Raw genomic sequence first — 25,868 nt, 5'->3', positions numbered from 1 at the left:
AACGCATGAAAGCCTTTTGGGAAAATGAACTTGTGGAAATTGCCGCCTATTACAGCGTGGCCGTTCTATGTCTTGTCTTATTTCTAACCATTTTTGAACTCGTCACCTCCTATAAAAACTGGGAAGAGATTCAGCGTGGGAACTTAGCTGTTGCCATGGCAACAGGTGGAAAGATCTTTGGGATTGCGAATGTGTTTCAGCATTCTATTGCACAGCACAATTCCCTTCTGCAAATGATTGGATGGGGCGTATACGGCTTTGTGATGCTGCTTGTCAGCTATTTCATTTTTGAATTTTTAACACCACGATTTAAAGTAGACAAAGAGATTGAGAATGATAATAGAGCGGTCGGGTTTATTTCACTCATTATTTCAGTTGGGCTGTCTTACGTAGTAGCAGCCGGCATTTAAGGAGACGACATGGAAAAGCTAGCAAAAGTTTTAATCGTAGTTGCCTGCACTTTTGCGGTCATTGGTGCCGTTTACATGTTCCTGTGAAATGAAGAAGACAAAGTGAGAAAGCTGTCAGGGGTCCCTTGGCAGCTTTTATCTCACCCGAAGGCGGCGAATCATATGAAGCAAATTCTGCAAAAAGACGAAATCATAAAGCGCATTGATACATGTCTCCAAATGACATCCCTGCCAAGAGACATATATGAACCGTATATTGCACGCCCATTTCAAACGACTGGATTTTTTGATGATTTGAGTCCTTATGTTCAAATCGATCCGAGCGGCTATATTCTCATTCAATATGAACGAGGAATCCAAATGCTGCATAAAAGAACAGAAGAGGCGGATGAAGTCATTTACTGGATTTTAGAAGACACGATTTTTCTCACAGTCTACATCGACATGATGAGGCAGTATCAAGTCGACAACATCCAGACGCATTTACCTAATGATCCGAGTATCCATCAACAGATCGTGGAGAGAGTAAATGAGTCATTCCGTGCAATCGGTGGATTATATGAACAGTGGCATCATGAAGGAAAAAGAGCATCGATCGAAACACCAGCGAAGAAATAAAGAGGTCATGGAACCAAGCTCTATTTGAAAAAAGCAAACTGCCTTAAGGAAAAGTTTGCTATAATAAAATAGTACGAAAGTTCAGGAAGGAGGGTTTTTATGCAGTCAGATAAACGTTGGCTTCTGCATTACCCGAATCAAATTCCCCACGAACTCACCATCCCAAATGAGACGTTACAATCTTACTTATTCAGCTCCGCAGAGGCTGCACCTGAGCATACAGCCATTCATTTTCTAGGAAAAAACATCACCTATGAGCAGCTCCAAGAAGACGCATTGAAACTAGCTGGTCATCTGATGGAAATTGGCGTGAAAAAAGGCGACAGAGTAGCGATTATGCTGCCAAACTGTCCTCAATCGGTCATTTCTTATTATGCTGTTTTAATTGCAGGCGGCATCGTCGTTCAAACGAACCCGCTTTATACGGAGAAAGAATTGGCATATCAAATGGAGGACAGCGGCTCCAAAGTGCTGATTACATTGGATTTATTGTATCCAAAGGCCTATAAAATGAAAGCGCTGACAAGTATGGAACACTTGATCATCACCAAACTACAGGATTATTTACCATTTCCAAAAAACATTCTGTTTCCTATCGTTCAAAAAAGAAAAAATAAAATAGTCATCCAAGTCGAGAAAAGTGATACCATTCATCACTTCTCACAAATCATAAAAGAATCATCAGGAGAACAAATCCCGCAGCTTGCCTTTGAACCGAAAGAGGATGTCGCTGTTTTGCAATATACAGGTGGAACGACCGGTTTACCAAAAGGGGTCATGCTGACGCATGAAAACATTTTAGCGAATACTGAAATGTGCGCTTCTTGGATGTATAAAACGACAAGAGGAAAAGAACGAATCCTCGGCATTATTCCGTTTTTTCATGTATACGGAATGACGACCGTATTAAATCTTGCTGTCAAAGAAGGGCATTCAATGATTCTCCTTCCTCGATTTGACGCAGCTGATACCCTCAAAACGATTGAAAAACAGAAACCGACACTCTTTCCAGGTGCACCAACCATGTATATCGCCTTGCTGCATCATCCGAACATTGAAAAGTATGACCTGTCGTCCATCACTGCATGTTTAAGCGGCTCGGCGGCTCTTCCTGTTGAAGTCAAACAGAACTTTGAGAAATTAACAGGAGGGCGTTTAGTGGAGGGGTATGGTCTATCCGAAACCTCACCAGTGACCCATTCTAACTTTTTATGGGGAGCGAACAAAACAGGCAGCATTGGCTGTCCGTGGCCTGGTACAGACGCAGGTATTTATTGTGAGGAAACGGGTGGCCTCAAAGAGCCATATGAGCACGGAGAAATTATCGTCAAAGGACCGCAGGTTATGAAAGGATATTGGAATCAGCCAGAGGAGACAGCAGCTGTATTAAGGGATGGATGGTTTTTCACCGGAGATATTGGGTATATGGATGAGGACGGTTTTTTCTATATCGTTGACCGGAAAAAGGATGTCATTATTGCGAGCGGTTATAATATTTACCCAAGAGAGGTCGAAGAAGCCCTTTATGAGCATGAGCTTGTCCAAGAAGTTGTTGTCGCAGGTATACCAGACCCTTATAGAGGAGAAACAGTAAAAGCATTTGTTGTGCCGAAAAAGGATGCTTATTTAACAGAGGATGAACTCGATCGCTTTGTGAGAACGAGAATTGCTTCATTTAAAGTACCGCGCGTGTATGAATTTAAAGAGTCACTGCCTAAAACGGCCGTCGGAAAAATTTTGCGCAGAGTTTTAATTGAAGAAGAAAAAAGAAAGCACGCTTCATCATCTGAAACAGCTGTTGATCAGTTAAAGAAATAACGACCTTTATCATCCGGTCGAGCGGCCGGATGATTTGAATGATAACAGCCTGCTCTGGTATGATAAAGGTTGAAAAGAAAGAAGAAGATCTCTTGACAAATCACCCGTTTCTTTTTAACATAAAGTTATGAATGAATGCTCATTCAATTTAGAAAGGGACGAAGCACATTGAAGCAGAAAAGACCGAAGTACATGCAAATTATTGATGCAGCAGTTGTGGTGATTGCAGAGAATGGCTATCATCAATCACAAGTTTCAAAGATTGCGAAACAAGCAGGGGTCGCAGACGGAACCATTTATCTTTATTTCAAAAACAAAGAGGATATTCTCATCTCATTGTTCAAAGAAAAAATGGGACAATTCATCGAACGGATGGAAACAGATATTCAAAAGAAGCCGTCTGCCAAAGAAAAGCTTCTACTGTTGATTGAGGAGCATTTTCGCATGCTGGCGCAAAATCATCATTTGGCTCTTGTGACACAGCTTGAACTCAGGCAGTCAAACCTTGAGCTGCGGCAAAAAATCAATGAAGTGCTAAAAGGGTATTTAAATATGCTCGAGTCAATTTTAACAGAAGGAAAGAAAACAGGAGAATTCAGACAAAATTTAGATGTCCGCTTAGCGAGACAAATGGTATTTGGGACGATTGATGAAACCGCAACAACATGGGTCATGAATGATCAAAAGTATGATCTGCCTGCACTCGCAGAAAATGTACATGATCTGCTGTTAAGCGGAATACATCAATCCTAAAGACAATGTGAAAAAGGATGATTGACATGGAAAAGATACTCAGCTTACATCATGAAGGACAGACAGCGCTCATCACGATTCAGAACCCACCTGCAAATGCCTTATCCTCTCAGCTGCTCACTGAGCTTAATGACATGTTCGATGAGCTGGAACAGAATGAAGAAGTAAGAGCGATTGTGATTCACGGAGAAGGCAGATTCTTCTCAGCAGGTGCTGATATTAAAGAATTTACCACTTTACAGGAAGAGTCTGATTATGCAAGCCTCGCAGATAGAGGACAGCAAGTTTTTGAACGGATTGAACAATGTCCAAAACCAGTCATTGCCTCGATTCACGGAGCAGCATTAGGCGGAGGCCTTGAGCTTGCCATGTCTTGTGATATCCGAATCGCAACAAAAGATGCGAAGCTTGGACTTCCAGAACTAAACCTCGGCATTATTCCAGGATTCGGTGGCACGCAGCGCCTCCCGCGCTACGTTGGTTCTGCTAAAGCGCTTGAAATGATGGGAACAGCTGAACCGATTACAGGTGAAGAAGCATTTGCCTGCGGACTTGTTACAAAGCTGGCAGAAACAGAGGAAGAAGCGCTCACAGCGGCCAAAACACTTGCGGGGAAATTTGCAGCGAAAAGCCCAAAATCACTTGAATATGTGCTTGATTTATTGAACGCAACAAAACTGTATTCGTATGACGGCGGAATGAAGCTGGAAGCCAAAAAGTTTGGTGAGGTTTTCCAATCAAATGACGCCAAAGAAGGCATCCAGGCCTTTATCGAAAAGCGCAAACCGAACTTTAAAGGGGAATAAGGGATAAGCACGACACAAGGGGGAGAAATAAATGAATATATTTGTTTTGATGAAGCGTACGTTTGACACGGAAGAGAAAATTTCTATTCAGTCTGGTGCAATTCAAGAAGATGGAGCAGAGTTCATTATTAATCCTTATGACGAGTATGCCATTGAAGAAGCCATTCAGCTTCGTGATGAGCACGGGGGAGAAGTGACCGTTGTGACAGTTGGCGGTGAAGATGCGGAGAAACAGCTTAGAACAGCGCTTGCAATGGGCTGTGACAGGGCCGTCTTATTAAACGTGGAAGATGATTTAGAAGAGTGGGACCAATATTCAGCTTCTACCATTCTTTATCACTATTTAAAAGACAAAGAAGCTTCCTTGATCTTAGCAGGGAATGTAGCAATTGACGGCGGCTCTGGACAGGTAGCTCCGCGTCTTGCTGAATTACTCGGCTTTTCATATGTGACAACGATAACAAGTATTCAAATTGACGGCGGCTCTGCATCGATTGAACGAGATGCAGAGGGTGATGTGGAAGTCATTTCTACCGAACTCCCGCTAGTCGTCACAGCTCAGCAAGGACTCAATGAGCCTCGCTATCCATCCTTACCAGGCATTATGAAGGCAAAGAAAAAGCCTTTAGAAGAATTGGAACTTGATGATTTAGATCTGGACGAAGACGATGTACCATATAAAATCAAAACAATTGAACGTTACTTACCGGAGAAAAAAGAGGGTGGCAAGGTGCTGAGCGGCGAGCTTCAGGATCAAGTCAAAGAACTGACAGATCTACTCAGAAATGAAGCAAAAGTCATCTAAACATCCACTTTACGATATCACGAGAACAAGGGGGAGCTTGAAGATGAGTAAAAAAGTTGTTGTACTTGGAGAAAGTCGTGACGGTAAATTAAGAAATGTGACATTTGAAGCCATTGCTGCCGCTCACAAAGTGGCAGATGGTGGTGAGGTCATTGGCGTGTTAATAGGGGATGACGTCAAAGGCCTAGCGGATGAACTGCTTTACTATGGAGCGGATCATGTCATGATTGTGGAGCATCCGCACCTTTCATATTATACGTCAGATGGTTTTGCGCAGGCGCTTCAAGCCATATTAGATCAGGTCGATCCAGATGCTGTGCTCTTTGGCCATACGTCTATTGGAAAAGACTTGTCACCGAAAATAGCCGCACGTCTCCAGACTGGCTTGATTTCAGATGCGATCGATGTAAGCGTTACCGGCGAACATCTTGTTTTCACTAGACCGATTTACTCTGGAAAAGCCTTCGAAAAAGTCATTTCCACAGACCGCCTGTTACTAGCGACCATCCGGCCAAACAACGTGGCGCCATTTGAGCGGGATACGTCACGAGGCGGAGAAGTCACACCAGTTTCAGTCGATATTCAAAACCTTCGGACGATCGTGAAGGAAGTCATTAAAAAAACGTCAGAAGGTGTAGATTTATCGGAAGCAAAGGTCATTGTTGCCGGAGGGCGCGGGGTTAAGAGCAAGGAAGGCTTTGAACCGCTGAATGAACTCGCTGAGACGCTCGGGGCAGCAGTCGGAGCCTCGCGTGGCGCCTGTGACGCCGATTACTGTGATTATGCCCTGCAAATTGGTCAAACGGGAAAAGTCGTCACACCTGATCTTTATATTGCATGCGGGATATCAGGAGCGATTCAGCATTTAGCGGGAATGTCTAACAGTAAAGTCATTGTGGCGATCAACAAAGACCCAGAAGCAGAAATCTTCAAAATCGCCGATTACGGAATCGTCGGTGACTTGTTTGAAGTGGTACCGCTTTTAAATGAAGAGTTAAAAAAGATGAATATCCACTCGTAACGCTCATACACTCAGAATGCCTAGGTATTCTGGGTTTTTTTGTATGTAATCAAGAAGAAAAGGAGCGGTTGACAAGTGAAGGGGACAGTAAAAGTCAATGACGTGATCGGACGCATTTCTAAACACATTTATGGGCACTTTCAGGAGCATTTAGGAAGAGGGATTTATGACGGGATTTGGGTAGGAAAAGACTCAGAGATTGACCATATTGACGGGATTCGTACCGATGTGCTGAAGGCGCTTCAAGCATTACATATTCCGGTGCTGAGGTGGCCGGGGGGCTGTTTCGCAGACGAGTATCACTGGGCAAATGGTGTAGGTGATCTCAGTGAACGAAAGCCGATGGTAAATACCCATTGGGGTGGTACAGTTGAATCTAATGCATTTGGTACGCATGAATTTATGGCATTGTGTGAGCTGCTTGAATGTGAGCCATACATTTGTGGCAATGTGGGAAGCGGGTCTGTTCAAGAATTAGCCGATTGGGTCGAATACATGACATTTCCAAAAGGGACACCTATGTCCGACTGGCGCATTCAAAATGGAAAACAAGAACCTTGGCAGCTGACCTATGTTGGTGTAGGCAATGAAAGCTGGGGCTGCGGCGGGAATATGACGCCTGAATACTATGCAGATTTATATAAACGCTATCAAACGTACGTAAGAGAATTCGCCGGGCAGCGTATTTATAAAATCGCCTGCGGCGCGAACTCTAATGACGTGAATTGGACGAAAGTATTGATGGAGCGGGCTGCACCGTGGATGGATGGGCTCAGTTTACATTATTACACTGTACCTGGTACATGGGAGAAGAAAGGGTCAGCGACTGAATTTGATGAGGATGAATGGTTTATCACGCTGAAAAAAGCCTATGAGATGGAACGGCTTGTCGAGGACCATGGAGAAATCATGGATCGTTATGACCCAGACAAGCGAATTGGGATGATTATTGATGAATGGGGGACATGGTATGACCCAGAGCCAGGGACAAATCCTGGGTTTTTATATCAGCAAAACACACTAAGAGATGCCCTTGTGTCCGCCCTCCATTTTCATATTTTTCATCGCCATTGCGAGCGGATTCATATGGCAAATATTGCTCAGACGGTCAATGTGTTGCAAGCGATGGTATTAACAAAGGACGAAAAGATGCTTCTGACGCCTACGTATCATGTATTTCACATGTTTCAAGTACATCAAGAGGAAGAAGCTCTTGAGGTTGAGTTCGTTTCACCGCCGTATGAACGGAGAGGTGAAAAAATTCCTCAGGTTAGTGTGTCAGCCTCGCGTTCATCAAGTAAGATGCATATTAGCTACTGTCACCTGAATCCGCATGAACAAAAAGAGGTATCCCTTGCCATTGAAGGGGTTGATGCACAAACGAAAGTCACTGGACGTGTGCTGACGGCTGATCGCATGAATGCGCATAATACATTTGATGATCCTCATTCTGTTCAGCCAAAAGACTTTCAACAAATGACTGTAAATCCCGGGGAATTAACGGTAGAGCTGCCGCCAATGTCAGTGGTCATGATAACTGTCGACCTCACTTGATTGCATATTTCGATGTTTGATGAGAAGAATGTTGGGGCATCATACATTGTAAATGAAGCGGAAAGGGTGTCATGTCATATGCTTAGAACCATTCTAATGATCATCGGTGCGATTGTTGTTATTGGTGCGATTATACGGTTTGTTTTTTAATTCATTTCCTAAAAAATGATTCGTAAGCATTTCATTCGCAAGTCACATTGGTAGATGCTATACTAAAAAGCATAATTTACATTGGAGGAATGAATAATGGCAATCGTAAAAGCTACTGACGCAACATTTTCACAAGAAACTGCAGAAGGTGTTGTTCTTGCAGACTTTTGGGCACCATGGTGTGGACCTTGTAAAATGATTGCTCCAGTTCTTGAAGAACTTGATCAAGAAATGGGCGACAAAATGAAAATTGTAAAAATTGATGTAGACGATAACCAAGAAACTGCTGGTAAATACGGCGTTATGAGTATCCCAACACTTCTTGTTTTAAAAGACGGTGAAGTTGTAGAAACTTCTGTTGGTTTCAAACCAAAAGAAGCACTTGCTGAGCTTGTCAACAAACATCTATAAACCGATCTATGTCCAAGCGGCATAATCATATTGAAGCGGTTCTCGTAAAGACGAGAGCCGCTTTTCTTTCAACATGGTATAAAACAAATGTTCGTGATACACTAGAAGGAGTGAAAGAGGAAAACAAGGACGGATGAAAATATGAACAAACTAATCAAAGAAAAACTGTCAGTCCTGCCGGATCAACCAGGCTGTTACTTAATGAAAGATAGACAAAATACGATCATTTACGTGGGAAAGGCAAAGGTTTTAAAAAACAGGGTGCGCTCTTATTTCACTGGATCACATGACGCCAAAACGCAGCGGCTTGTCAGTGAAATTGAAGACTTTGAATACATTGTCACCTCTTCTAATATCGAGGCGCTCATTTTAGAGCTGAATTTAATCAAAAAATATGACCCAAAATACAATGTCATGCTCAAGGATGACAAGACGTATCCATTTATAAAAATTACGAATGAACGCCACCCTAAGCTGATCGTCACCCGCAATGTAAAAAAGGACAAAGGGAAATATTTCGGTCCATACCCAAACGTACAAGCAGCACGAGAAACGAAAAAGCTGCTCGACCGCTTATATCCACTGAGAAAATGCGCCACTCTTCCTGACCGTGTCTGCCTTTATTATCATCTTGGGCAATGTCTTGCACCATGTGTGTATGACATTTCCGAGGAAACGAATAAGCAGCTCGTGGACGAAATCACAAGGTTTCTAAACGGAGGACATCAGCAAATCAAAAAAGAACTGACCGAAAAGATGCAGGAAGCTGCTGAAAATTTAGAGTTTGAACGGGCAAAAGAACTGAGAGACCAAATCGCTTATATCGACTCAACGATGGAAAAACAGAAAATGACGATGAGTGATTTATCAGATCGAGATGTCTTCGCCTATGCCTATGATAAAGGCTGGATGTGTGTCCAAGTTTTCTTTATCAGACAGGGGAAATTGATTGAACGTGATGTCAGCCTGTTCCCTATGTATCAGGACCCTGAGGAAGAGTTCCTTACGTTTATGGGGCAATTTTATGAAAAGAACAACCATTTTCTGCCGAAGGAAATTTTGGTACCGGACAGTGTCGATCAAGAGATGATTGAGCAATTACTTGAGACAAACGTTCACCAGCCGAAAAAAGGAAAGAAAAAGGATTTACTTTTACTTGCCCATCAAAATGCCAAAATCGCCTTAAAAGAAAAGTTTTCGCTCATTGAGCGTGATGAAGAGCGGACAATTGGTGCGGTGAAGCAGCTTGGGGATGCGCTTAATATTTATATGCCGTACAGAATTGAGGCGTTTGATAACTCCAATATTCAAGGAGCAGACCCGGTTTCTGCCATGGTTGTCTTTCAGGACGGGAAGCCATATAAAAAGGAATACCGAAAATACAAAATTAAAACCGTCTCAGGACCAGATGATTATGCATCCATGCGTGAAGTCATTAGAAGACGATATACCCGCGTGTTAAAGGATGAACTGCCGCTGCCAGATTTAATTTTAATTGACGGAGGAAAAGGACAGATCAACGCAGCCATCGATGTGCTTGAAAATGAATTGAATCTGTCTGTCCCAGTCGCAGGTCTTGTAAAAGATGAAAAACACCGGACTTCAAATCTCATGATGGGAGATACACTTGAAATTGTTGCGCTGGAGCGAAATAGCCAGGCCTTTTACTTGTTGCAGCGCATTCAAGATGAAGTGCACCGGTTCGCCATTAGCTTTCACCGGCAGCTGCGCGGAAAAAATGCATTCCAGTCTATTTTAGACGATGTACCAGGTATCGGAGAGAAGCGTAAAAAGCAGCTCCTCAAACATTTTGGCTCTGTGAAAAAGATGAAAGAAGCCTCTATCCAAGACTTTCAGGAGGCGGGCATTCCAAAACAGACGGCTGAACTTTTAATGGAAGCATTAAAAAAATAGATTGTACTTTTTCCAAAAGTCTGTTAAGATGTGACTAATTTAATAAATGAACGTGTTGTTTGTTGAAGATAGAGGTGCGAACTTCAAGAGTAAGCCTTCGGAGATCGATGGGATCTAAGAAGAGGGCTGAAAGGGGAGCGTCGCCGAAGTGAATAAAATCCACTCATTTTATTCGCTGGCTGTACATTGAAGAAATGTAGGGCTGTCAAGAATTCATTTCTTGGAGGGCTATCTCATTGTTTGCATCGTTTAATGATGATTTTAAAGCAATGGGAGATTTGTTCTCTCATTGCTTTTTTATTTGCAGTGAGCGGACAGTCTCCAAAGCAACCTCTTCTCTCACACGTGAACTTTTGAAAAAGGGTGGTAGACATGGGACTAATTGTACAAAAATTTGGCGGAACTTCCGTTGGGTCAACAGAAAAAATTCGCAATGCCGCAGAGAGAGTGATCGCTGAACGCGAGGCAGGACATGATGTGGTTGTGGTTGTATCAGCGATGGGTAAATCAACAGATGTTCTAGTAGACCTAGCGAAAGAACTTACAGACGATCCAAGCAAAAGAGAAATGGATATGCTGCTCGCAACTGGTGAACAGGTGACTATTTCATTATTAACGATGGCGCTCCAAGCAAGAGGCTATGATGCCATTTCCTTTACAGGCTGGCAGGCTGGTATGAAAACAGAGCATGTACACGGAAATGCAAGAATCGTGGACATTGATGAAGCAAGAATAAAAGAGGAATTAAGTGCGGGGAAAGTCGTTGTTGTGGCAGGCTTCCAAGGAATTGCAGATGACTTACATATCACAACACTTGGACGCGGAGGATCAGATACGACTGCTGTGGCACTGGCTGCCGCCCTAAAAGCTGATAAATGTGATATTTACACAGATGTACCAGGTGTGTTTACGACAGATCCGCGTTATGTACCATCCGCGCGGAAACTTGCAGGTATTGCATACGATGAGATGCTTGAGCTGGCTAATTTAGGAGCTGGGGTCCTTCATCCAAGAGCTGTTGAATTTGCAAAAAATTATCAAGTCCCGCTAGAAGTCCGTTCTAGTATTGAAAACGAATCGGGTACGTTAATTGAGGAGGAATCATCCATGGAACAAAATTTAGTCGTCAGAGGCATTGCGTTTGAAGATCAGATTACACGTGTGACAGTATGCGGGCTTTCAAGCGGTCTCACAACATTATCGACCATTTTTACAACGCTTGCGAAACAGAATATCAATGTTGATATCATCATTCAGTCTGTCACAAGCACCAACCAGACGTCGATCTCTTTCTCTGTGAAAACGGATGATTTGTCCAAAACAGTTGAAGTATTAGAAGAATATAAAGGGGCGCTTGGCTACGAGCAGATTGAGACAGAAAGCAAATTAGCGAAAGTATCCATTGTGGGATCTGGAATGGTCTCAAATCCAGGCGTAGCTGCTGAAATGTTCGCTGTGTTAGCGCAAAAAGATATTCAAGTGAAAATGGTCAGTACGTCTGAAATCAAAGTCTCAACGGTGGTCGGCCGTGATGATATGGTCAAAGCGGTAGAAGCGCTGCATGATGCGTTTGATTTATCAAAGGTGAGCGCAGCTGCTCACTCTTAAAAAGGTAAAGAGGTGACCTCATGAAAGAGGATCGCCTCTTTTTTCTATATGGAATCGGCTGAAACGGACGTAAACCCATTCATTAAGTATGCTATGATAGATGTAGACATATAAAAAAGGCGTGACCTGAAGTCCGCGCCCTTTTATCAAGAGGATTAGCTAGGGTCTCTTAAATCCCATTTAACGGTTAAAATGACTTTCTCAGCACGCTTTTTCACTTGTTCATAGGATTCAGCCACGTGCTCATTTAGAAGCTGAATTTGTTCAGCAATAAAACCCGCTTCCATCTGAAAGCATGGCTCCTTTTGATAGGTGAGTCGATTGGATACTAGTGGACCTTCGAGCTCAAACTCAATTTCCTGTTTTTTCGAATGGACCATTGTGAGAGTCCCCCATCCGGCATCATGGAAAAATTCGGGGATCTTTTCCCATGACTCTTGAGGAAATTTACGAGCAAGCAGTTTACCCGCAAAATACATCATAGATGAATGGTCCTGACCAAGAATATCAGGCAGCAGAACTTCGCGTATCAGCTCGTAGGCAAATCCATTGACTTCAATTTCTTTTAGCTGTTCTAAGTTAGATTCGAATTTATTCATTGTACGGCTCCCCTCTTTCAACAATTTATTATAGCTTATGTGGGCATATGATGACAGAGTTTTTCCCTGAAGTCTAAGAAATTCTTATTGTAGTAAAACGAATTTTGATTTAAAACTTTTAAATTTCGGAAAATTTTAATTTATGTACGCGGTTTCTTGACGCTTTTTTGACATAGGAGTAAAATGAAATTGTCAATAAATTTGAATAAAGTGCTTACAATTGAAAGAAGCGGGGGTAAGACAATTTTCAAGCAATTGCACTTTTTTTACTAGGGGGTAAAGTAATGTCGGGGAACAAAGAATTTTTTTATCGGAGATTGCATTCTTTGCTTGGCGTCATTCCGGTCGGTCTATTTTTAGTACAGCACTTAGTGATTAACCACTTTGCGACGGATGGACCAGAGGCGTTTAACAAAGCTGCACACTTTATGGAACAGCTGCCATTCAGGTACGCACTTGAGCTGTTCGTGATTTTCTTACCACTGATCTATCATGCTGTTTATGGGGTGTACATAGCCTTTACGGCACAAAACAACACGTCTCGCTTCAGTTACTTAAGAAACTGGCTGTTCAGACTGCAAAGGGTTTCAGGTATCATCACATTGATTTTTATCACTTGGCACGTATGGGAAACACGCATTCAAGCTCAACTTGGAGCTGAAGTCAACTACGACATGATGGCGAATATTTTAAGCTCTCCATTTATGCTAGGCTTCTATATTGTCGGCGTTTTATCTACTATTTTCCACTTTGCTAATGGCTTGTGGTCATTTGCTGTCAGCTGGGGAATTACGGTTTCACCACGCTCACAAAGAATCTCCACATTTGTGACATTAGGTATATTTATAGCGCTTTCATATGTAGGGCTAAGAGCAATTTTCGCTTTTGTTTAAGAGGAAATAGATTAGTAGAAGAGGGAGAGGGGCTACAATGAGTAATTCTAGCATCATCGTTGTCGGAGGCGGCTTAGCTGGTCTCATGGCAACTATTAAAGCAGCAGAAGCGGGAACAGCTGTTCAACTATTTTCAATCGTACCTGTGAAACGTTCGCATTCTGTATGTGCACAGGGCGGAATCAACGGAGCGGTCAATACAAAAGGTGAAGGGGATTCACCTTATGAGCATTTTGATGACACGGTATACGGCGGAGATTTCTTAGCCAACCAGCCGCCAGTAAAGGCAATGTGTGAAGCAGCGCCGTCCATTATCCACTTACTTGATCGTATGGGTGTTATGTTTAATAGAACACCAGAGGGATTATTGGACTTCCGCCGCTTCGGGGGAACACAGCACCACCGTACAGCGTTTGCTGGAGCTACAACAGGCCAGCAGCTATTATACGCACTGGATGAGCAGGTTCGCCGCTATGAAGTAGCAGGACTTGTCACAAAATATGAAGGCTGGGAATTCCTTGGCGCTGTTTTAGATGACGAGGAAGTATGCCGCGGGATTGTCGCGCAGAACTTAACGACAATGGAAATCCAATCCTTCCGTTCAGATGCGGTCATCATGGCAACAGGCGGCCCTGGAATCGTGTTCGGTAAATCAACAAACTCCATGATTAACACTGGGTCTGCTGCATCTATCGTTTATCAGCAAGGTGCGCATTATGCAAATGGAGAATTCATTCAAATTCACCCAACAGCGATTCCAGGAGATGACAAGCTTCGTCTCATGAGTGAATCAGCTCGTGGTGAGGGCGGACGTGTTTGGACATATAAAGACGGGAAGCCTTGGTACTTCCTTGAAGAAAAATACCCAGCATACGGGAACCTTGTACCGCGTGACATCGCAACGCGTGAAATCTTTGACGTATGTGTCGAGCAAAAGCTTGGCATCAACGGAGAGAACATGGTATATCTCGATCTTTCTCATAAAGATCCTAAAGAGCTTGATATTAAGCTTGGCGGAATCATTGAAATCTATGAAAAATTCATGGGTGATGACCCGCGTAAGCTTCCGATGAAAATCTTCCCAGCTGTTCATTACTCAATGGGCGGATTATGGGTCGATTATGATCAAATGACGAATATCAAAGGTCTGTTCGCTGCCGGAGAATGTGATTACTCGATGCACGGCGGAAACAGACTTGGTGCAAACTCACTTCTTTCTGCGATTTACGGCGGAATGGTCGCTGGACCAAATGCAGTGAAGTACATTAGCGGTCTTGAGAAATCTGCGGAAGACCTATCTTCTGCAACATTTGACAGCGCTGTGAAGAAAGAGCAGGAGAAATGGGACAACATCCTCAGCATGGACGGAACAGAAAATGCATACGTGCTTCATAAAGAGCTTGGAGAATGGATGACGGATAACGTTACAGTGGTTCGTTACAATGACAAACTCTTAAAAACAGATCAGAAGATCGAAGAACTAATGGAGCGCTACAAGAAGATCAACATCAACGATACCGCATCATGGAGCAACCAAGGCGCTGCCTTCACGCGTCAGCTTGACAACATGCTTCAGCTGGCAAGAGTCATTACGATCGGGGCATATAACCGGAATGAAAGCCGAGGCGCACACTATAAACCGGAATTCCCAGAAAGAAACGATGAAGAATTCCTTAAAACAACGATGGCTACGTTCAAAGGGAAAAATCAAAAGCCTGCATTCCACTATGAGGACGTCGATGTATCGTTAATTGCACCTCGTAAACGAGATTACTCGAAGAAAAAGGTGGAGAAATAAGATGAGTGAAAAAAACACAATTCAATTCATTATCACGCGTCAAGATACAGCAGATGGAAAGCCTTATGATGAAGAATTCGAAATCCCTTACCGCCCAAATATGAACGTCATTTCTGCACTCATGGAAATTAGACGTAACCCGGTTAATAAACAAGGTGAAAAAACAACGGCGATCAACTGGGATATGAACTGTCTTGAAGAGGTGTGCGGAGCTTGCTCTATGGTCATTAATGGAAAACCGCGCCAGTCATGTACAGCACTAATTGATCAGTTGGATCAGCCGATCCGTCTTCAGCCGATGAAGACATTCCCAGTCGTGAGAGACTTGCAGGTTGATAGAAGCCGTATGTTCAACTCCTTGAAAAAAGTAAAAGCATGGGTGCCGATCGATGGCACATATGATCTTGGACCTGGACCAAGAATGCCTGAGAAAAAACGTCAATGGGCGTATGAGCTTTCAAAATGCATGACATGTGGTGTCTGCCTTGAAGCTTGTCCAAACGTGAATGATAAGTCTTCCTTTATGGGCCCTGCACCGCTTTCACAAGTACGTCTATTTAACGCACACCCGACAGGTGCGATGAATAAGTCTGACCGTCTAGAAGAAATTATGGGTGACGGCGGTCTTGCGAACTGCGGGAACTCTCAAAACTGTGTGCAGGCTTGTCCGAAAGGAATCCCGCTGACAACGTCAATTGCAGCACTTAACCGAGATACAACATTACAAGCTTTCCGTAACTTCTTCGGAAGCGATCACGCAGAATAACATCACATTCAGTCCTCTTTGCCAATCATGATGAGTGTTTACAAGAGGCTGGGTGGAACACAAAAAAAACGCCTCTTCCAATATGGGAGAGGCGTTTATTGATGAATAAGGAGATGATAAAGTGAGACTTCCGTCATATATTGAAGAACCGTTTGAAGAGTGGAGGGCATCCTTTCGATTTTATGTCGAAACGACTGTCCGTTTCTCAGAAACGGATATGTTCGGCCATATGAACAATGTCACCCCATTTGTGTATTTTGAAGAAGCACGTATTGCCTTTTTTCAAAAAACAGGAATTGTGGATAAACGAATGAAACGTGTGAAAGAGACGATTACAGTCGTGGCAAACCTGCAATGTGATTACATCAAACAGGTGGAGATAGGGGAGCGGCTTCGTGTGTATGTAAAGCCGGAAAAAGTCGGGTCAAGCTCACTTATTCTTCATTATTTAGGAGAAAACGAGCAGCAGGAACCATGCTTTACAGGCTCAGTCACCATGGTCCAAATTAATAAAGAAACAGGTGCTCCTGTTCCATTTACAGAGGAAGAAAAAGAAACATTACTCAAGCAAAGACATTAGGTAGAAGCATTAATAAGGGAGTTTTCTGATATCATATATAAAAACTGATAAATAAGTTAAAACCGATATTGAAAGTATGGGAGAATCTCCGAGTTTTTATTAAAGTAAGTTAAAAGAAAATTTTGGTTTTAATTTGTGAGGAGATTATTCTAGTTAGATAATAGGAGAAATCAAACGGAATAAGGGTATTATAGGTGATATACAAACAACAGCCCTTCAAATTTCACTATAATCCTAAATAAATAGTAACTGATTAAACAATTTTGGAAGTTGAATAACTCAAAAACTCAACTCCATGCATTTTAATCAATCTTTGTAAGTGGGTTTTTCCTATTATATTAAACAATGTTTGCAGCTTTTTTATCAAAATTACACTTCGAAGTTACTTTAATAATTTGATTTATCTGCTTATGAAGTTTATTTTTCATCATTAACATTAGAAAAACATAAAATGCAATTAAAGATTATTTGGCTAATAATCAAAAATCATAAGGTGCCAGAATAGGATATATAGGGTTTTCTAGGGCGCTAAACATTTAACAGAAACTACAAAAACCAGAGTTTCCATTGTCCTGGTTTCTATAGAAAATATACGCAAAAAAATTAAACAATCTATGTACATACGAAGAAATCTCATTTGTTAAAAGTTCATAAGCGGCCAATTCAAAAGAAGACTGGAAAAACCAAATATAAGAAAGACTTTCAAGTGAAGTAGATGAGTAATAAAAATAAAAAAATGTTAGAATAAGCCTTAAAAATAATTGAATTGCATCTAGATGAATAACAAAGAAGGAATTCGATTTAATAGAGGAAAAGTTTTCGTTCGCATTCCATTTTCCATAATAACTGCCCTCTTTAAGTTCATTGATTATGGTTATATTTATGGGAGTGATAAGCGGGATAAGTCTTCTAATATTATTGTTAAGGCTAAAATGGTGAAGTGAAATAATGAAAACTATAAAGGAAATAAACAGTAGATGCACAATGTTTTGCTTACTTAATACTTGAAGTTAAAAAGCACGTTTTGACACATGAAGAAGTCAAAGAAGCACTCAGTATTAATTATCAATTAATAGAGAAAACTGATGAGGATTGGGAGATAAAACAAAAACGTGTAATAACATTCACTTTGACAGAAAGAGTTATGTAAAATTAATTGGAGATGTTCAGTAAGACCGTCTTTGATAGAGGGTACCATACATAAAACACCTATTTTCTGCACGATAAGGAACTAGGTATTTACTAAAAAAGCTTAAATATATATAATTAACAGAAAATTAAATTGTAATAGTTTACAAATATATTATTTTTTGGTAAAATATAATTACAAAATACATAGGAGGTGTTACGATGTTAGTATTCGAAGATTACAAGAGTGAATATGAAAACCGTTTGAATGCATGGTATGGAGAAACATCTCCGAATAAGTAAGTTATTTTTAGTTGGCTGACGCGGTGGTGTCAGTCAATTATTTTTTATAGAATAAAAAGTTAGGAGTGGCATCAATGAACAAGAAGATAAAACTTTCAGATAATCTTTTGTTTTTTTGGAAAGATGGACATTTTGTTTGCGATAATTATCTATTACACGAACAGAAAAGTATTAATCCGAAACTAATACCTTTATTACATTGGTTTTCTGTATGGAAGGAAAAAAGCTCCATTTCAGACTTTGTTAAAGTGTTTTCTGAGTTTACTGAGGATATGTTAAATTCAGCAATTGAACAACTTATTGAAACAAAAATAATAATTACTGAGGATTCTAATGAATATAATAATGAATTAAACTTAGAAATTTGGGATGATTGGGGAAAATCGTCTAAATACTTTCATTATAATACTCGTTTACTTTCTAAGGATAAATATTTATTAGAAGATCAAGATTTTAAACGATTAAAAGAAAAAAAGGATAAAAATTGTAATCCCCCAGATATATATAAATTATATTCAAAGACAGAAAAATTAAAGTTGCCACAACCAATCTATAAAAAAGAAAATTCATTTATAGATACATTACTAGATAGACAGACTGTCCGTTCGTTTAAAGAAAAGCATCAAATTTCGATAGACGAACTCTCTACTATTCTTTATTATGTATGGGGAGTAACTTCATGCAAGCTCGATGTCGGTATTGGAAAAGCATTATTTAAAACAAGTCCATCGGGTGGTGCGAGACATCCAATTGAAGTATATCCTTGTATCTTTAATGTAGAAGGTGTAGAATCGGGAATTTACCATTATTCTACATTAAATCATGAGTTAGAATTATTAAAAAAAGGAGATTTTAGAGAATTGGCTGTAGAAATGGCTGCAGGACAAGACTACGTCGGAAACCCCTCGGTTACTTTTTTCTACACCGCTTGTATCGAGCGTTCCTTATGGAAATACGAAAGTCCTCGTACATATCGTGTTATTATGATGGATTTAGGACATTTAAGTCAAACATTTTACCTCGTTGCTAACTGGTTAGGTTTAGGTGCTTTTTTTACAGGGCATTTAAAGGATGAATTGATTGAAAAAGAGTTGAATTTAGATAAAAATAAAGAAATTGTTTTAGGAGTTTCTGGGCTTGGAGCTATTTCGGAAGAAGTGCGATATTTAGGAAGAAACCAAAGGTTTTTGGGAGAACTACAGGAATTAAAAGAGAAAAAGAGAGATTTCTATGTGGAAAAATAAAAATATTTTGATATTGTTGTGTGGCCAACTGGTTTCAGAACTGGGAATATGGTTTGGATTGATTGGAAATCTTGAATTTCTACAAAGAAACGTATCATCGCACTTTTTACAGGCAATATTATTAGTAGTTGGGGGAATAGTAGGTGTTTTAGTTGGTCCTTACGCTGGAAAAATGATTGATATTATAAAAAAGAAAAAATTACTGATTGTAGCTAGCTTAGGTAGAATCCTTGCAGTTACTTTTATGTTCATTGCACTATTTACAGGCTCAGTTTGGTGGATGTTAGCGTATAGTATTTGCATTGGAAGTGCTGCGTCTTTATACACTCCTACAATACAATCAGTAATACCATTGGTAGTTCACGAAAAGGAATTGACCAAAGTAAATGTTTTAAATTTCAACATTACAACTTTTGCAAGGATTTTTGGTACTATGTTGGGTGGTGTACTACTTATTTCAACGAGTCTTTTTTCCCTTTATTTGATAGCTTTTATAGCATATTCAATCCTGTTCATTTTAATTTTCTTTTTGAGTTTAGATGAGTATAAAATGTCCAAGATAACTAAAAGCAACAAGAATAATAAAAAATCAATAAACTTTTGGGCGGTTATTCCTGAAATACGGAAAAATGCGATGATTAAAGCCCTTTTTATTTTAATGTTAATTCCCACCACTTTAATTGCAAGTTTTAATTTAATAATAATAGAAATAAGTAAAATACAGCATGATCCTTTAATAAAAGGACTAATTTATACAGTAGAGGGTATAGCGGTTATACTTGCTGGATTTTTTATAAGAAAAAAATTAACAAGTATAGATATTATGAAGATTCTAATAGGGGGCTGTTTTTTAATCGGTTTTACTCAAATTTCTCTATACTTTGCAGATAATAGATGGGTTACTCTTATTGCATTTGCTTTATTTGGCTTAGCACTTGGAACATTTCTTCCACTTTCGAATACAGTTTTTCAAAAGCATATATCAAAGGATTTTCACGGACGGTTTTTTTCTCTAAAAAGTATGTTTGAAAGAATCATATTACAATCATCTATATTATTAATCGGATTGCTACTGGATATTTTCGGGTTAAAACCGATGATAGTCGGGATGGGAATAATTTCCATTTCGGTAATCGTTGTGATATTCATTTCTTTCAGGGTGACTAACTTATCAATTGAAGAAAAAATAACCGTAAATAAACAATAAGAATATCCATTAAGAAATTTCTTTATCACTAATCAATATGGTACAACGTATAGCAATGCTCAATAATAAATTATTTCCGATAACTTATTAATAAAAATAAAATCGGTACTCGTAAAGTATTTATTACCGGTTTTATTTTTATTTAAATTAGACAATAAATCCGGTTGTACCCAATTGAAATAACAAGGAATTTGTGGGGAATTTATAGCATTAGCCTCGTTAGTAAATTAGAGTTTTTTATTCATAACAATTTTATATTCAGTAAATCCAAGTTGTTTATAAAGTTCAATTGCTTTATTTCCACTATAAACAACAAGGCTAACTTCGTGTAACCCCTGATTTTTTATATCTTTAGTACATTCTTCTAGCAGTTTTTTTGCGTATCCTTTTTTTCTGTAATCTTCAAGTATGTATATCTCATAAATAAATCCTAGGTACTTATCAGTGATACTATCTTTTTGGGAGCCAAAAAGAACCCATCCTATAATTTGATCTAATTCTTTTGCTACTAGAAGTTTGCCGTTATTATCCAATACTTTTCCCATCATGTTATTTGTTTTTTCATTTCCAACAGTATATTTTCCTAATGATCCTTCTTTAAGTGCTAGCTCAGTGTATTGAGATACTTGATTTAAATCTGCCTGTGAAGCCTGTAATATTTCCATAAATCCTCCTTAAAATTTTTAATCAACATTATTTCACGCATTTAAAGCAGTTATCATTATTTTATCATTTTATCTCGAGGGATAGTACCAGCGTTCTTACAACTTGGGACAAAGTAGAGTTTTCCGATAGGCGGGGTGTTACTGTGCTTCTTCATATTCCATCGCAGTAATGAAATTGTGATGCAAGATGGAAACAGATGAACATCTATTATAGAAATGATCTTCTGCCGGTATAATGATTTGCAAAAGGTACGCATAACAAATACGCTGCAAAAACTAGGGAGAAAGTATCTTCATGCTATAATAATGACACAGAACATAGATTTAAAGGAGAACACATGGATATTTTTCGATATGAAACCATTGATAGTACAAACAATGAAGCAAAAAGACTCATCCAGAAAGGTACGACAACTCCATTTGCGGTCTTTTCCAAAAAACAAACATCTGGTAGAGGCAGGCTAGGCAGACCGTGGGAAACGCCTGCAGGGAATGTCGCTTTGACCATGACGGTTTTGCCGCCAGAAGAACTCTCCACCCAGTCAACGATTGCTCCGCTGACGGCACTAGCGATCTACGATGTACTCAAACCTCTCATCAGGGCTGAGGATCAGCTGGCGATCAAATGGCCAAATGATATTCTTATTAATGAGGCAAAAATATCAGGCACATTGATTGAAGCGGACCGTAACGCCATTTATATCGGGGTTGGCATCAATGTGAAGACAAAGCCGGAGCATGTTCCGTACAAAACCATTTGCCTATCAGAGCTTACAGAGGTGAATGCTGATCAGCTTGTGAAGGAACTTGCAGCCGCTTTTGAAAAATATCATACACGCTGGAAGAATGAAGGGTTTGAAGGACTCACTGCCCTCTACAACAAACGGTTATATCGTCTTCATAAACCGCTGCGGATTTCGTTAGACCGTGAAAAACAAACATGGGAAGAGGGTATTTGCTGCGGGGTCAACCGTTACGGTCATCTCCAGCTAAAAGATGAGAAAGGGCAGATAAAAGCTCATTCTGCCGGAGATATAGATGCACCACTACAGCATTAAAAAAAGCAGACGAGAGCATCGTCTGCTTTAAGCTTCTCTTTTAATCTGAGGCTGAATCACATAGTCTTGTTTTGTGAAGACAACTCCGTCTAGAATTTCTCTTGCGGTTCGAATAACTTTGACTCTGTTTTCAGAGATGTCAATTTCAGTTTGCATAATACCAGCAGGATGCCCAATACGAAGGGTGTCATCTTTTCCTTGAAACAGCTGAGAAGGAAGCGTTTCATCTAAGAAACAGCTGGCTGTCACGCAGACAGAGCCGGTAATGGCAAGTGCTTGGTGCGGTCGTTGCATCGATAGCATACGAACGATAATGTCCATATCTTCTGCTCGTCTCAAGATTCCATTTGTATCTACATAATCAGTAGGCTCGCTGATGAGCGCAAGCTTAGGAACAGCTGGAGACTGTAATGTGGCCATTTCTTTTGGTGCAAAATGACACATTTCAGCAGCAAGGGAACGAATTTCTTCTAAATCATCCAGTAATTCGTCTGTAAACTCTTCAGGCAATTCAGTTCCTTTTAATTGAATATCTTTCGCGCGAATAAAGGCAATTGGATTTGCAATGTCAACGATCGAGATTGAAATCTCCCCAAACTTTGTTTGAATCGTATCAATTTTGTTTCCAGTTGGAAAGGTTTTACCTGTGACAGCGCCTTCAGGTTTCTCAAAGGATAAATAAATGGGAGAACCAGTTCCTTTTACGCCTGGAATTTCTGCCTGTCCTTCAAATTTTACTTCTCCATTTTCGACCTCGACCTCTGCCGTAATGACTTTATTTGTATTGGTATTGAGGATACGTACAGTCGTAATGGGCTCAACCGCTTGAACAAGTCCTTTAATGATCGCATACGGCCCAACGGCTGATGAGATGTTCCCGCAGTTTCCTTTAAAGTCGACATATCTCTCATTAATGCTGACTTGTGCAAATGTATAGTTCACATCCACATCCGGGCGTGTGGCTTTATCGATGATCGCCACTTTGCTTGTTAAAGAATTACCGCCGCCGATTCCATCGACCTGCAGCCGGTCAGGGCTGCCCATAATGTCTAATAGAAATGCTTCGAGCTCATCGTGTTCATATGGTGCATTGTTCGCGTGAATGAATACCCCTTTGCTTGTACCGCCTCGCATGATTGTGATTGGAACTTTTCTCATTACTCTCACCCTCAATTTTTAATAAACTGTTTATCTAACCAAAATGGTAAAGTATAATAAGAAATAAGTTAAATACATTATTTTAAGATAAATCAATAAAATTATTTTATAATTAGTAAAAAAGGAGGGCAAACAATGGATGAAAAAGATTGGCGGTTTTTAAAGGTACTTTATGAAGAAAAGAACATCACAAAAGCGGCAGAAAAATTATTTGTTTCTCAGCCTGCCTTAAGCTATCGATTGAAACAGCTTGAAGAGGAGTTTGATATGAAGCTTTTCTTTAAAAGAAAACGAGGAATTGAATTTACATCAGAGGGCGAATACTTGGCTAAATATGCAAATGACATGCTCAAACAGTTGCAGCAAACAAAAGATGGCATGCTCAATATGCAAAAAAAGGTCAAAGGAACGATCCGGTTAGGGGTCTCAAGTAACTTTGCCCAGTATAAACTGCCAGAAATATTAAAAGAATTTTCTAAGCAGTATCCACATGTTCAATTTATGGTCAACACAGGCTGGAGCACAAAGGTAATGGATTTATTAGGAACATCAAGTGTGCATTTAGGGATTTTAAGGGGCGATTATGACTGGAATGGAGAGCGCTTTTTGCTCGATAAAGAGCGTCTTTGCATCATTTCAAAATCAGAAATCCAGCTAAGGGATCTCCCGAATCTGCCGCTCATTGACTATCATACAGACAGTTCATTGAAACGGCTGATTAACAGATGGTGGCAGGAAACTTTCACAATGCCTCCGCTTGTCACGATGGAGACAGACCGTCAGGATACATCAAAAGAGATGGTGAAGCATGGTTTAGGCTATGCCATTGTCCCAGAAATTTGCCTCAGACCAAGTGATGAGTTATTTGTAAAAGGTCTTTCGTATAAAGATGGACAGCCTGTTTTAAGAGATACATGGCTCATGTACCAGCCAGACTCACTTCATTTGTCTGTTGTGAAAGCGTTCATTGAGTTTTTAAGAAATCAGCAAGGTTGATTATAAAAGGAATTTATTGAATATACGAAAAAATCGATATTTTCATTATAAAAAAAGCTATTATATCCTTGAAATAGAAAGCGCTAACATATAGATCGCAAGTGCAAGGGGGCGCTTGCAGATCATGTAAAGAAGAGGATGGAGGGATATAAAGTGCTAGCTATTTTAGGGATCTTGATGGTCTTGACATTTACATTTCTCATTATGACTAAACGTATGCATCCGGTGGTGGCTCTAACCGTTGTACCTATCATATTTGCATTGATCGGTGGCTTTAACAAAGGATTAGGGGACATGATGCTTGATGGACTGAAAACTGTTGCACCATCAGCTGCTTTATTGTTATTTGCGATTTTATTCTTCGGTGTCATGCTGGATGCTGGATTGTTTGATCCTCTGATTAAACTCATTCTACGTATTGTAAAAGGTGATCCTGTCAAAATTGCTTTTGGGGTAGCAATTTTGTCTATGCTTGTTGCATTAGATGGTGACGGAACAACAACGTATATGATTACCGTATCAGCTATGCTGCCACTTTTCTTAAGAATTGGGATGAACCCATTAATCTTAGGAACAATTTCATTATTATCATTAGGAATTATGAGCGGAATGACGCCATGGGGCGGCCCAGCTACTCGTGCCATCGCGGCGCTTGGATTAGATGCAGGCGAATTTTTCATTCCATTACTCCCAACGATGGTTGGAGGCGGTCTTTTTATACTTTTTACTGCTTATATTCTTGGGAAAAAAGAAAGAAAACGGATTGGGATTGCAGAGATTCAGTACAAAGAAGAGCCGTCCATTTCTCCTGAATTGGCTGCGTCAATTGAGGATGGAGTAGCCGATATCAAAAGGCCGAATCTGATTTGGATTAACTTCTTCCTTACAATTGCTGTCATGGTCACACTAGTCCTGGATATCATCCCAATTCCTGTACTTTTCTTAATTGGATTTGTCATTGCCCTTATGATTAACTATCCAAAGGTTGAAGATCAGCGCGAGCGAATTTTATCGCATGCAGGAAATGCATTAACGGTTATCACACTTGTATTTGCAGCAGGAATTTTCACAGGGATCTTTTCAGGAACAAAGATGGTTGAGGCCATTGCCAATTTGGTCATTTACATGATTCCAGATTCCTACAGCTCATTTTTCCCGCTGATTGTTGCTTTGACGAGTATGCCATTTACATTTATTCTTTCAAATGATGCTTACTATTTTGGGGTGCTGCCGATCTTGGCTGAAGCCGGCGCAGCTTACGGGATTGATCCGGTGGAGATTGCACGTGCTTCTATCATAGGACAGCCTGTCCACTTACTGAGCCCACTTGTGGCTTCAACGCTGCTGCTTGTTGGTATGCTGAACAAAGATATTGGTGATTTGCAAAAATACGCACTCCTATGGACCGTGTTAACTGCCCTTTTTACAACACTTATTGCATTGTTAACAGGCGCCATTACAATCTTTTAAATACCACGTAAAAAAGGACGATGTCTCGGTGAGGAGACTCGTCCTTTTTTGCGTGGCTGAAAGCGCAGTAAATTGGACGCTGATATGCGGGATTTCTTGATTTTAACGTCACCTACCTCAGGCACCCGGCATATG

Annotated in this window: 23 protein-coding genes and 1 riboswitch; of the genes, 20 read left to right on the top strand and 3 right to left on the bottom strand. The window is 40.3% G+C overall.

The genetic code is table 11. From position 1 onward, the window contains the following. Positions 1 to 5: 5 nt before the first annotated feature. The 11 genes from NST59_RS13060 (at position 6) to NST59_RS13010 (ending at position 11,868) form a co-directional block, all read left to right on the top strand. Complete coding sequence (locus NST59_RS13060; RefSeq protein WP_008345990.1) at positions 6 to 410, top strand: DUF350 domain-containing protein; 405 nt, start codon at positions 6 to 8, stop codon at positions 408 to 410. A gap of 162 nt (positions 411 to 572) precedes the next feature. Continuing rightward, a complete protein-coding gene (locus NST59_RS13055; RefSeq protein ID WP_144490390.1) occupies positions 573 to 1,028 on the top strand; it encodes an Imm63 family immunity protein in 456 nt (151 codons plus the stop codon). A 99-nt stretch (positions 1,029 to 1,127) separates the two neighbouring features. Next, a complete protein-coding gene (locus tag NST59_RS13050; RefSeq protein WP_144491332.1) occupies positions 1,128 to 2,846 on the top strand; it encodes an AMP-binding protein in 1,719 nt (572 codons plus the stop codon). 168 nt (positions 2,847 to 3,014) lie between these two features. Further along, positions 3,015 to 3,599 carry a TetR/AcrR family transcriptional regulator gene (locus NST59_RS13045; RefSeq protein ID WP_039180499.1) on the top strand — a complete coding sequence of 195 codons (585 nt, stop codon included), beginning with the start codon at positions 3,015 to 3,017 and terminating at the stop codon, positions 3,597 to 3,599. 26 nt (positions 3,600 to 3,625) lie between these two features. After that, positions 3,626 to 4,405 (top strand): enoyl-CoA hydratase, encoded by a 780-nt coding sequence (locus NST59_RS13040; protein ID WP_024423220.1) that lies wholly within the window; start codon positions 3,626 to 3,628, stop codon positions 4,403 to 4,405. Between the two features lie 31 nt (positions 4,406 to 4,436). Then, the gene (locus NST59_RS13035; RefSeq protein WP_064497843.1) at positions 4,437 to 5,210 is read left to right on the top strand and encodes an electron transfer flavoprotein subunit beta/FixA family protein; all 774 of its coding nucleotides are present in this window, start codon (positions 4,437 to 4,439) and stop codon (positions 5,208 to 5,210) included. A 43-nt stretch (positions 5,211 to 5,253) separates the two neighbouring features. Continuing rightward, a complete protein-coding gene (locus NST59_RS13030) occupies positions 5,254 to 6,231 on the top strand; it encodes an electron transfer flavoprotein subunit alpha/FixB family protein (protein ID WP_144491333.1) in 978 nt (325 codons plus the stop codon). A 75-nt stretch (positions 6,232 to 6,306) separates the two neighbouring features. Then, positions 6,307 to 7,785, top strand: a complete 1,479-nt coding sequence (locus NST59_RS13025; RefSeq protein ID WP_064497845.1) for an alpha-N-arabinofuranosidase — start codon at positions 6,307 to 6,309, stop codon at positions 7,783 to 7,785. Between the two features lie 246 nt (positions 7,786 to 8,031). Then, positions 8,032 to 8,346: a thioredoxin gene (trxA, locus tag NST59_RS13020; RefSeq protein WP_007501629.1), complete on the top strand. Its 315-nt coding sequence runs from the start codon at positions 8,032 to 8,034 to the stop codon at positions 8,344 to 8,346. Positions 8,347 to 8,487: 141 nt separating this feature from the next. Then, positions 8,488 to 10,260, top strand: coding sequence for an excinuclease ABC subunit UvrC (gene uvrC / locus NST59_RS13015; protein WP_024423216.1), 1,773 nt, complete (start codon positions 8,488 to 8,490; stop codon positions 10,258 to 10,260). Between the two features lie 61 nt (positions 10,261 to 10,321). Further along, a riboswitch (Lysine riboswitch) is annotated at positions 10,322 to 10,499 on the top strand. 133 nt (positions 10,500 to 10,632) lie between these two features. Beyond that, complete coding sequence (locus tag NST59_RS13010; RefSeq protein WP_144491335.1) at positions 10,633 to 11,868, top strand: aspartate kinase; 1,236 nt, start codon at positions 10,633 to 10,635, stop codon at positions 11,866 to 11,868. 155 nt (positions 11,869 to 12,023) lie between these two features. On the opposite strand, the gene NST59_RS13005 is transcribed toward NST59_RS13010, so the two are convergent. Then, entirely contained in the window at positions 12,024 to 12,467 is a 444-nt protein-coding gene (locus NST59_RS13005) for a YslB family protein (RefSeq protein WP_024423214.1), read from the bottom strand. 284 nt (positions 12,468 to 12,751) lie between these two features. Here NST59_RS13005 and NST59_RS13000 point away from each other — a divergent pair, with 284 nt between their 5' ends. The 6 genes from NST59_RS13000 to NST59_RS12975 all read left to right on the top strand — a co-directional run bounded on the left by NST59_RS13000 (position 12,752) and on the right by NST59_RS12975 (position 20,386). Continuing rightward, positions 12,752 to 13,360 (top strand): succinate dehydrogenase cytochrome b558 subunit, encoded by a 609-nt coding sequence (locus NST59_RS13000; protein ID WP_039180486.1) that lies wholly within the window; start codon positions 12,752 to 12,754, stop codon positions 13,358 to 13,360. A gap of 37 nt (positions 13,361 to 13,397) precedes the next feature. After that, entirely contained in the window at positions 13,398 to 15,158 is a 1,761-nt protein-coding gene (gene sdhA / locus NST59_RS12995) for a succinate dehydrogenase flavoprotein subunit (protein ID WP_039180483.1), read from the top strand. 1 nt (position 15,159) lies between these two features. Next, complete coding sequence (sdhB, locus tag NST59_RS12990; RefSeq protein ID WP_046311996.1) at positions 15,160 to 15,924, top strand: succinate dehydrogenase iron-sulfur subunit; 765 nt, start codon at positions 15,160 to 15,162, stop codon at positions 15,922 to 15,924. Between the two features lie 121 nt (positions 15,925 to 16,045). Beyond that, positions 16,046 to 16,504, top strand: coding sequence for an acyl-CoA thioesterase (locus tag NST59_RS12985; RefSeq protein WP_341040737.1), 459 nt, complete (start codon positions 16,046 to 16,048; stop codon positions 16,502 to 16,504). A 1,505-nt stretch (positions 16,505 to 18,009) separates the two neighbouring features. After that, on the top strand, positions 18,010 to 19,179 hold the full coding sequence (locus NST59_RS12980; RefSeq protein ID WP_341040736.1) for a SagB/ThcOx family dehydrogenase: 1,170 nt from the start codon (positions 18,010 to 18,012) through the stop codon (positions 19,177 to 19,179). Next, positions 19,166 to 20,386 (top strand): MFS transporter, encoded by a 1,221-nt coding sequence (locus NST59_RS12975; RefSeq protein WP_341040734.1) that lies wholly within the window; start codon positions 19,166 to 19,168, stop codon positions 20,384 to 20,386. Before NST59_RS12980 ends, NST59_RS12975 begins: the two co-directional genes overlap by 14 nt. A 227-nt stretch (positions 20,387 to 20,613) precedes the next feature. Here NST59_RS12975 and NST59_RS12970 read toward each other — a convergent pair whose 3' ends face one another. Continuing rightward, a complete protein-coding gene (locus NST59_RS12970; protein WP_338592022.1) occupies positions 20,614 to 21,051 on the bottom strand; it encodes a GNAT family N-acetyltransferase in 438 nt (145 codons plus the stop codon). Positions 21,052 to 21,389: 338 nt separating this feature from the next. On the opposite strand from NST59_RS12970, the gene NST59_RS12965 reads away from it, so the two are divergent. Beyond that, entirely contained in the window at positions 21,390 to 22,109 is a 720-nt protein-coding gene (locus NST59_RS12965) for a biotin--[acetyl-CoA-carboxylase] ligase (RefSeq protein ID WP_341040733.1), read from the top strand. 27 nt (positions 22,110 to 22,136) lie between these two features. Here NST59_RS12965 and NST59_RS12960 read toward each other — a convergent pair whose 3' ends face one another. Then, on the bottom strand, positions 22,137 to 23,267 hold the full coding sequence (locus NST59_RS12960) for a 2-methylaconitate cis-trans isomerase PrpF family protein (RefSeq protein ID WP_341040732.1): 1,131 nt from the start codon (positions 23,265 to 23,267) through the stop codon (positions 22,137 to 22,139). A gap of 135 nt (positions 23,268 to 23,402) precedes the next feature. On the opposite strand from NST59_RS12960, the gene NST59_RS12955 reads away from it, so the two are divergent. Beyond that, complete coding sequence (locus NST59_RS12955; RefSeq protein WP_047202631.1) at positions 23,403 to 24,263, top strand: LysR family transcriptional regulator; 861 nt, start codon at positions 23,403 to 23,405, stop codon at positions 24,261 to 24,263. Between the two features lie 153 nt (positions 24,264 to 24,416). After that, positions 24,417 to 25,733 carry a CitMHS family transporter gene (locus NST59_RS12950; RefSeq protein WP_268464407.1) on the top strand — a complete coding sequence of 439 codons (1,317 nt, stop codon included), beginning with the start codon at positions 24,417 to 24,419 and terminating at the stop codon, positions 25,731 to 25,733. Positions 25,734 to 25,868 lie beyond the last annotated feature (135 nt).

It is taken from the genome of Bacillus sp. FSL R5-0439, from assembly GCF_038008805.1.
Lineage (GTDB): Bacteria > Bacillota > Bacilli > Bacillales > Bacillaceae > Bacillus > Bacillus safensis.
Note: the sequence above shows the minus strand (reverse complement) of the source record. Positions and strands in the feature narration are given on the sequence as shown.

Coding starts and splice junctions, on each gene's coding strand:
- NST59_RS13005 (WP_024423214.1), bottom strand. CDS start 12,467: ATGAATAAATTCGAATCTAACTTAGAACAGCTAAAAGAAATTGAAGTC.
- NST59_RS13055 (WP_144490390.1), top strand. CDS start 573: ATGAAGCAAATTCTGCAAAAAGACGAAATCATAAAGCGCATTGATACA.
- sdhB (WP_046311996.1), top strand. CDS start 15,160: ATGAGTGAAAAAAACACAATTCAATTCATTATCACGCGTCAAGATACA.
- NST59_RS13030 (WP_144491333.1), top strand. CDS start 5,254: ATGAGTAAAAAAGTTGTTGTACTTGGAGAAAGTCGTGACGGTAAATTA.
- trxA (WP_007501629.1), top strand. CDS start 8,032: ATGGCAATCGTAAAAGCTACTGACGCAACATTTTCACAAGAAACTGCA.
- NST59_RS12975 (WP_341040734.1), top strand. CDS start 19,166: ATGTGGAAAAATAAAAATATTTTGATATTGTTGTGTGGCCAACTGGTT.
- NST59_RS13050 (WP_144491332.1), top strand. CDS start 1,128: ATGCAGTCAGATAAACGTTGGCTTCTGCATTACCCGAATCAAATTCCC.
- NST59_RS13000 (WP_039180486.1), top strand. CDS start 12,752: ATGTCGGGGAACAAAGAATTTTTTTATCGGAGATTGCATTCTTTGCTT.
- NST59_RS12960 (WP_341040732.1), bottom strand. CDS start 23,267: ATGAGAAAAGTTCCAATCACAATCATGCGAGGCGGTACAAGCAAAGGG.
- NST59_RS12970 (WP_338592022.1), bottom strand. CDS start 21,051: ATGGAAATATTACAGGCTTCACAGGCAGATTTAAATCAAGTATCTCAA.
- NST59_RS12965 (WP_341040733.1), top strand. CDS start 21,390: ATGGATATTTTTCGATATGAAACCATTGATAGTACAAACAATGAAGCA.
- NST59_RS12955 (WP_047202631.1), top strand. CDS start 23,403: ATGGATGAAAAAGATTGGCGGTTTTTAAAGGTACTTTATGAAGAAAAG.
- NST59_RS12980 (WP_341040736.1), top strand. CDS start 18,010: ATGAACAAGAAGATAAAACTTTCAGATAATCTTTTGTTTTTTTGGAAA.
- NST59_RS13060 (WP_008345990.1), top strand. CDS start 6: ATGAAAGCCTTTTGGGAAAATGAACTTGTGGAAATTGCCGCCTATTAC.
- sdhA (WP_039180483.1), top strand. CDS start 13,398: ATGAGTAATTCTAGCATCATCGTTGTCGGAGGCGGCTTAGCTGGTCTC.
- NST59_RS13040 (WP_024423220.1), top strand. CDS start 3,626: ATGGAAAAGATACTCAGCTTACATCATGAAGGACAGACAGCGCTCATC.
- NST59_RS13010 (WP_144491335.1), top strand. CDS start 10,633: ATGGGACTAATTGTACAAAAATTTGGCGGAACTTCCGTTGGGTCAACA.
- uvrC (WP_024423216.1), top strand. CDS start 8,488: ATGAACAAACTAATCAAAGAAAAACTGTCAGTCCTGCCGGATCAACCA.
- NST59_RS13035 (WP_064497843.1), top strand. CDS start 4,437: ATGAATATATTTGTTTTGATGAAGCGTACGTTTGACACGGAAGAGAAA.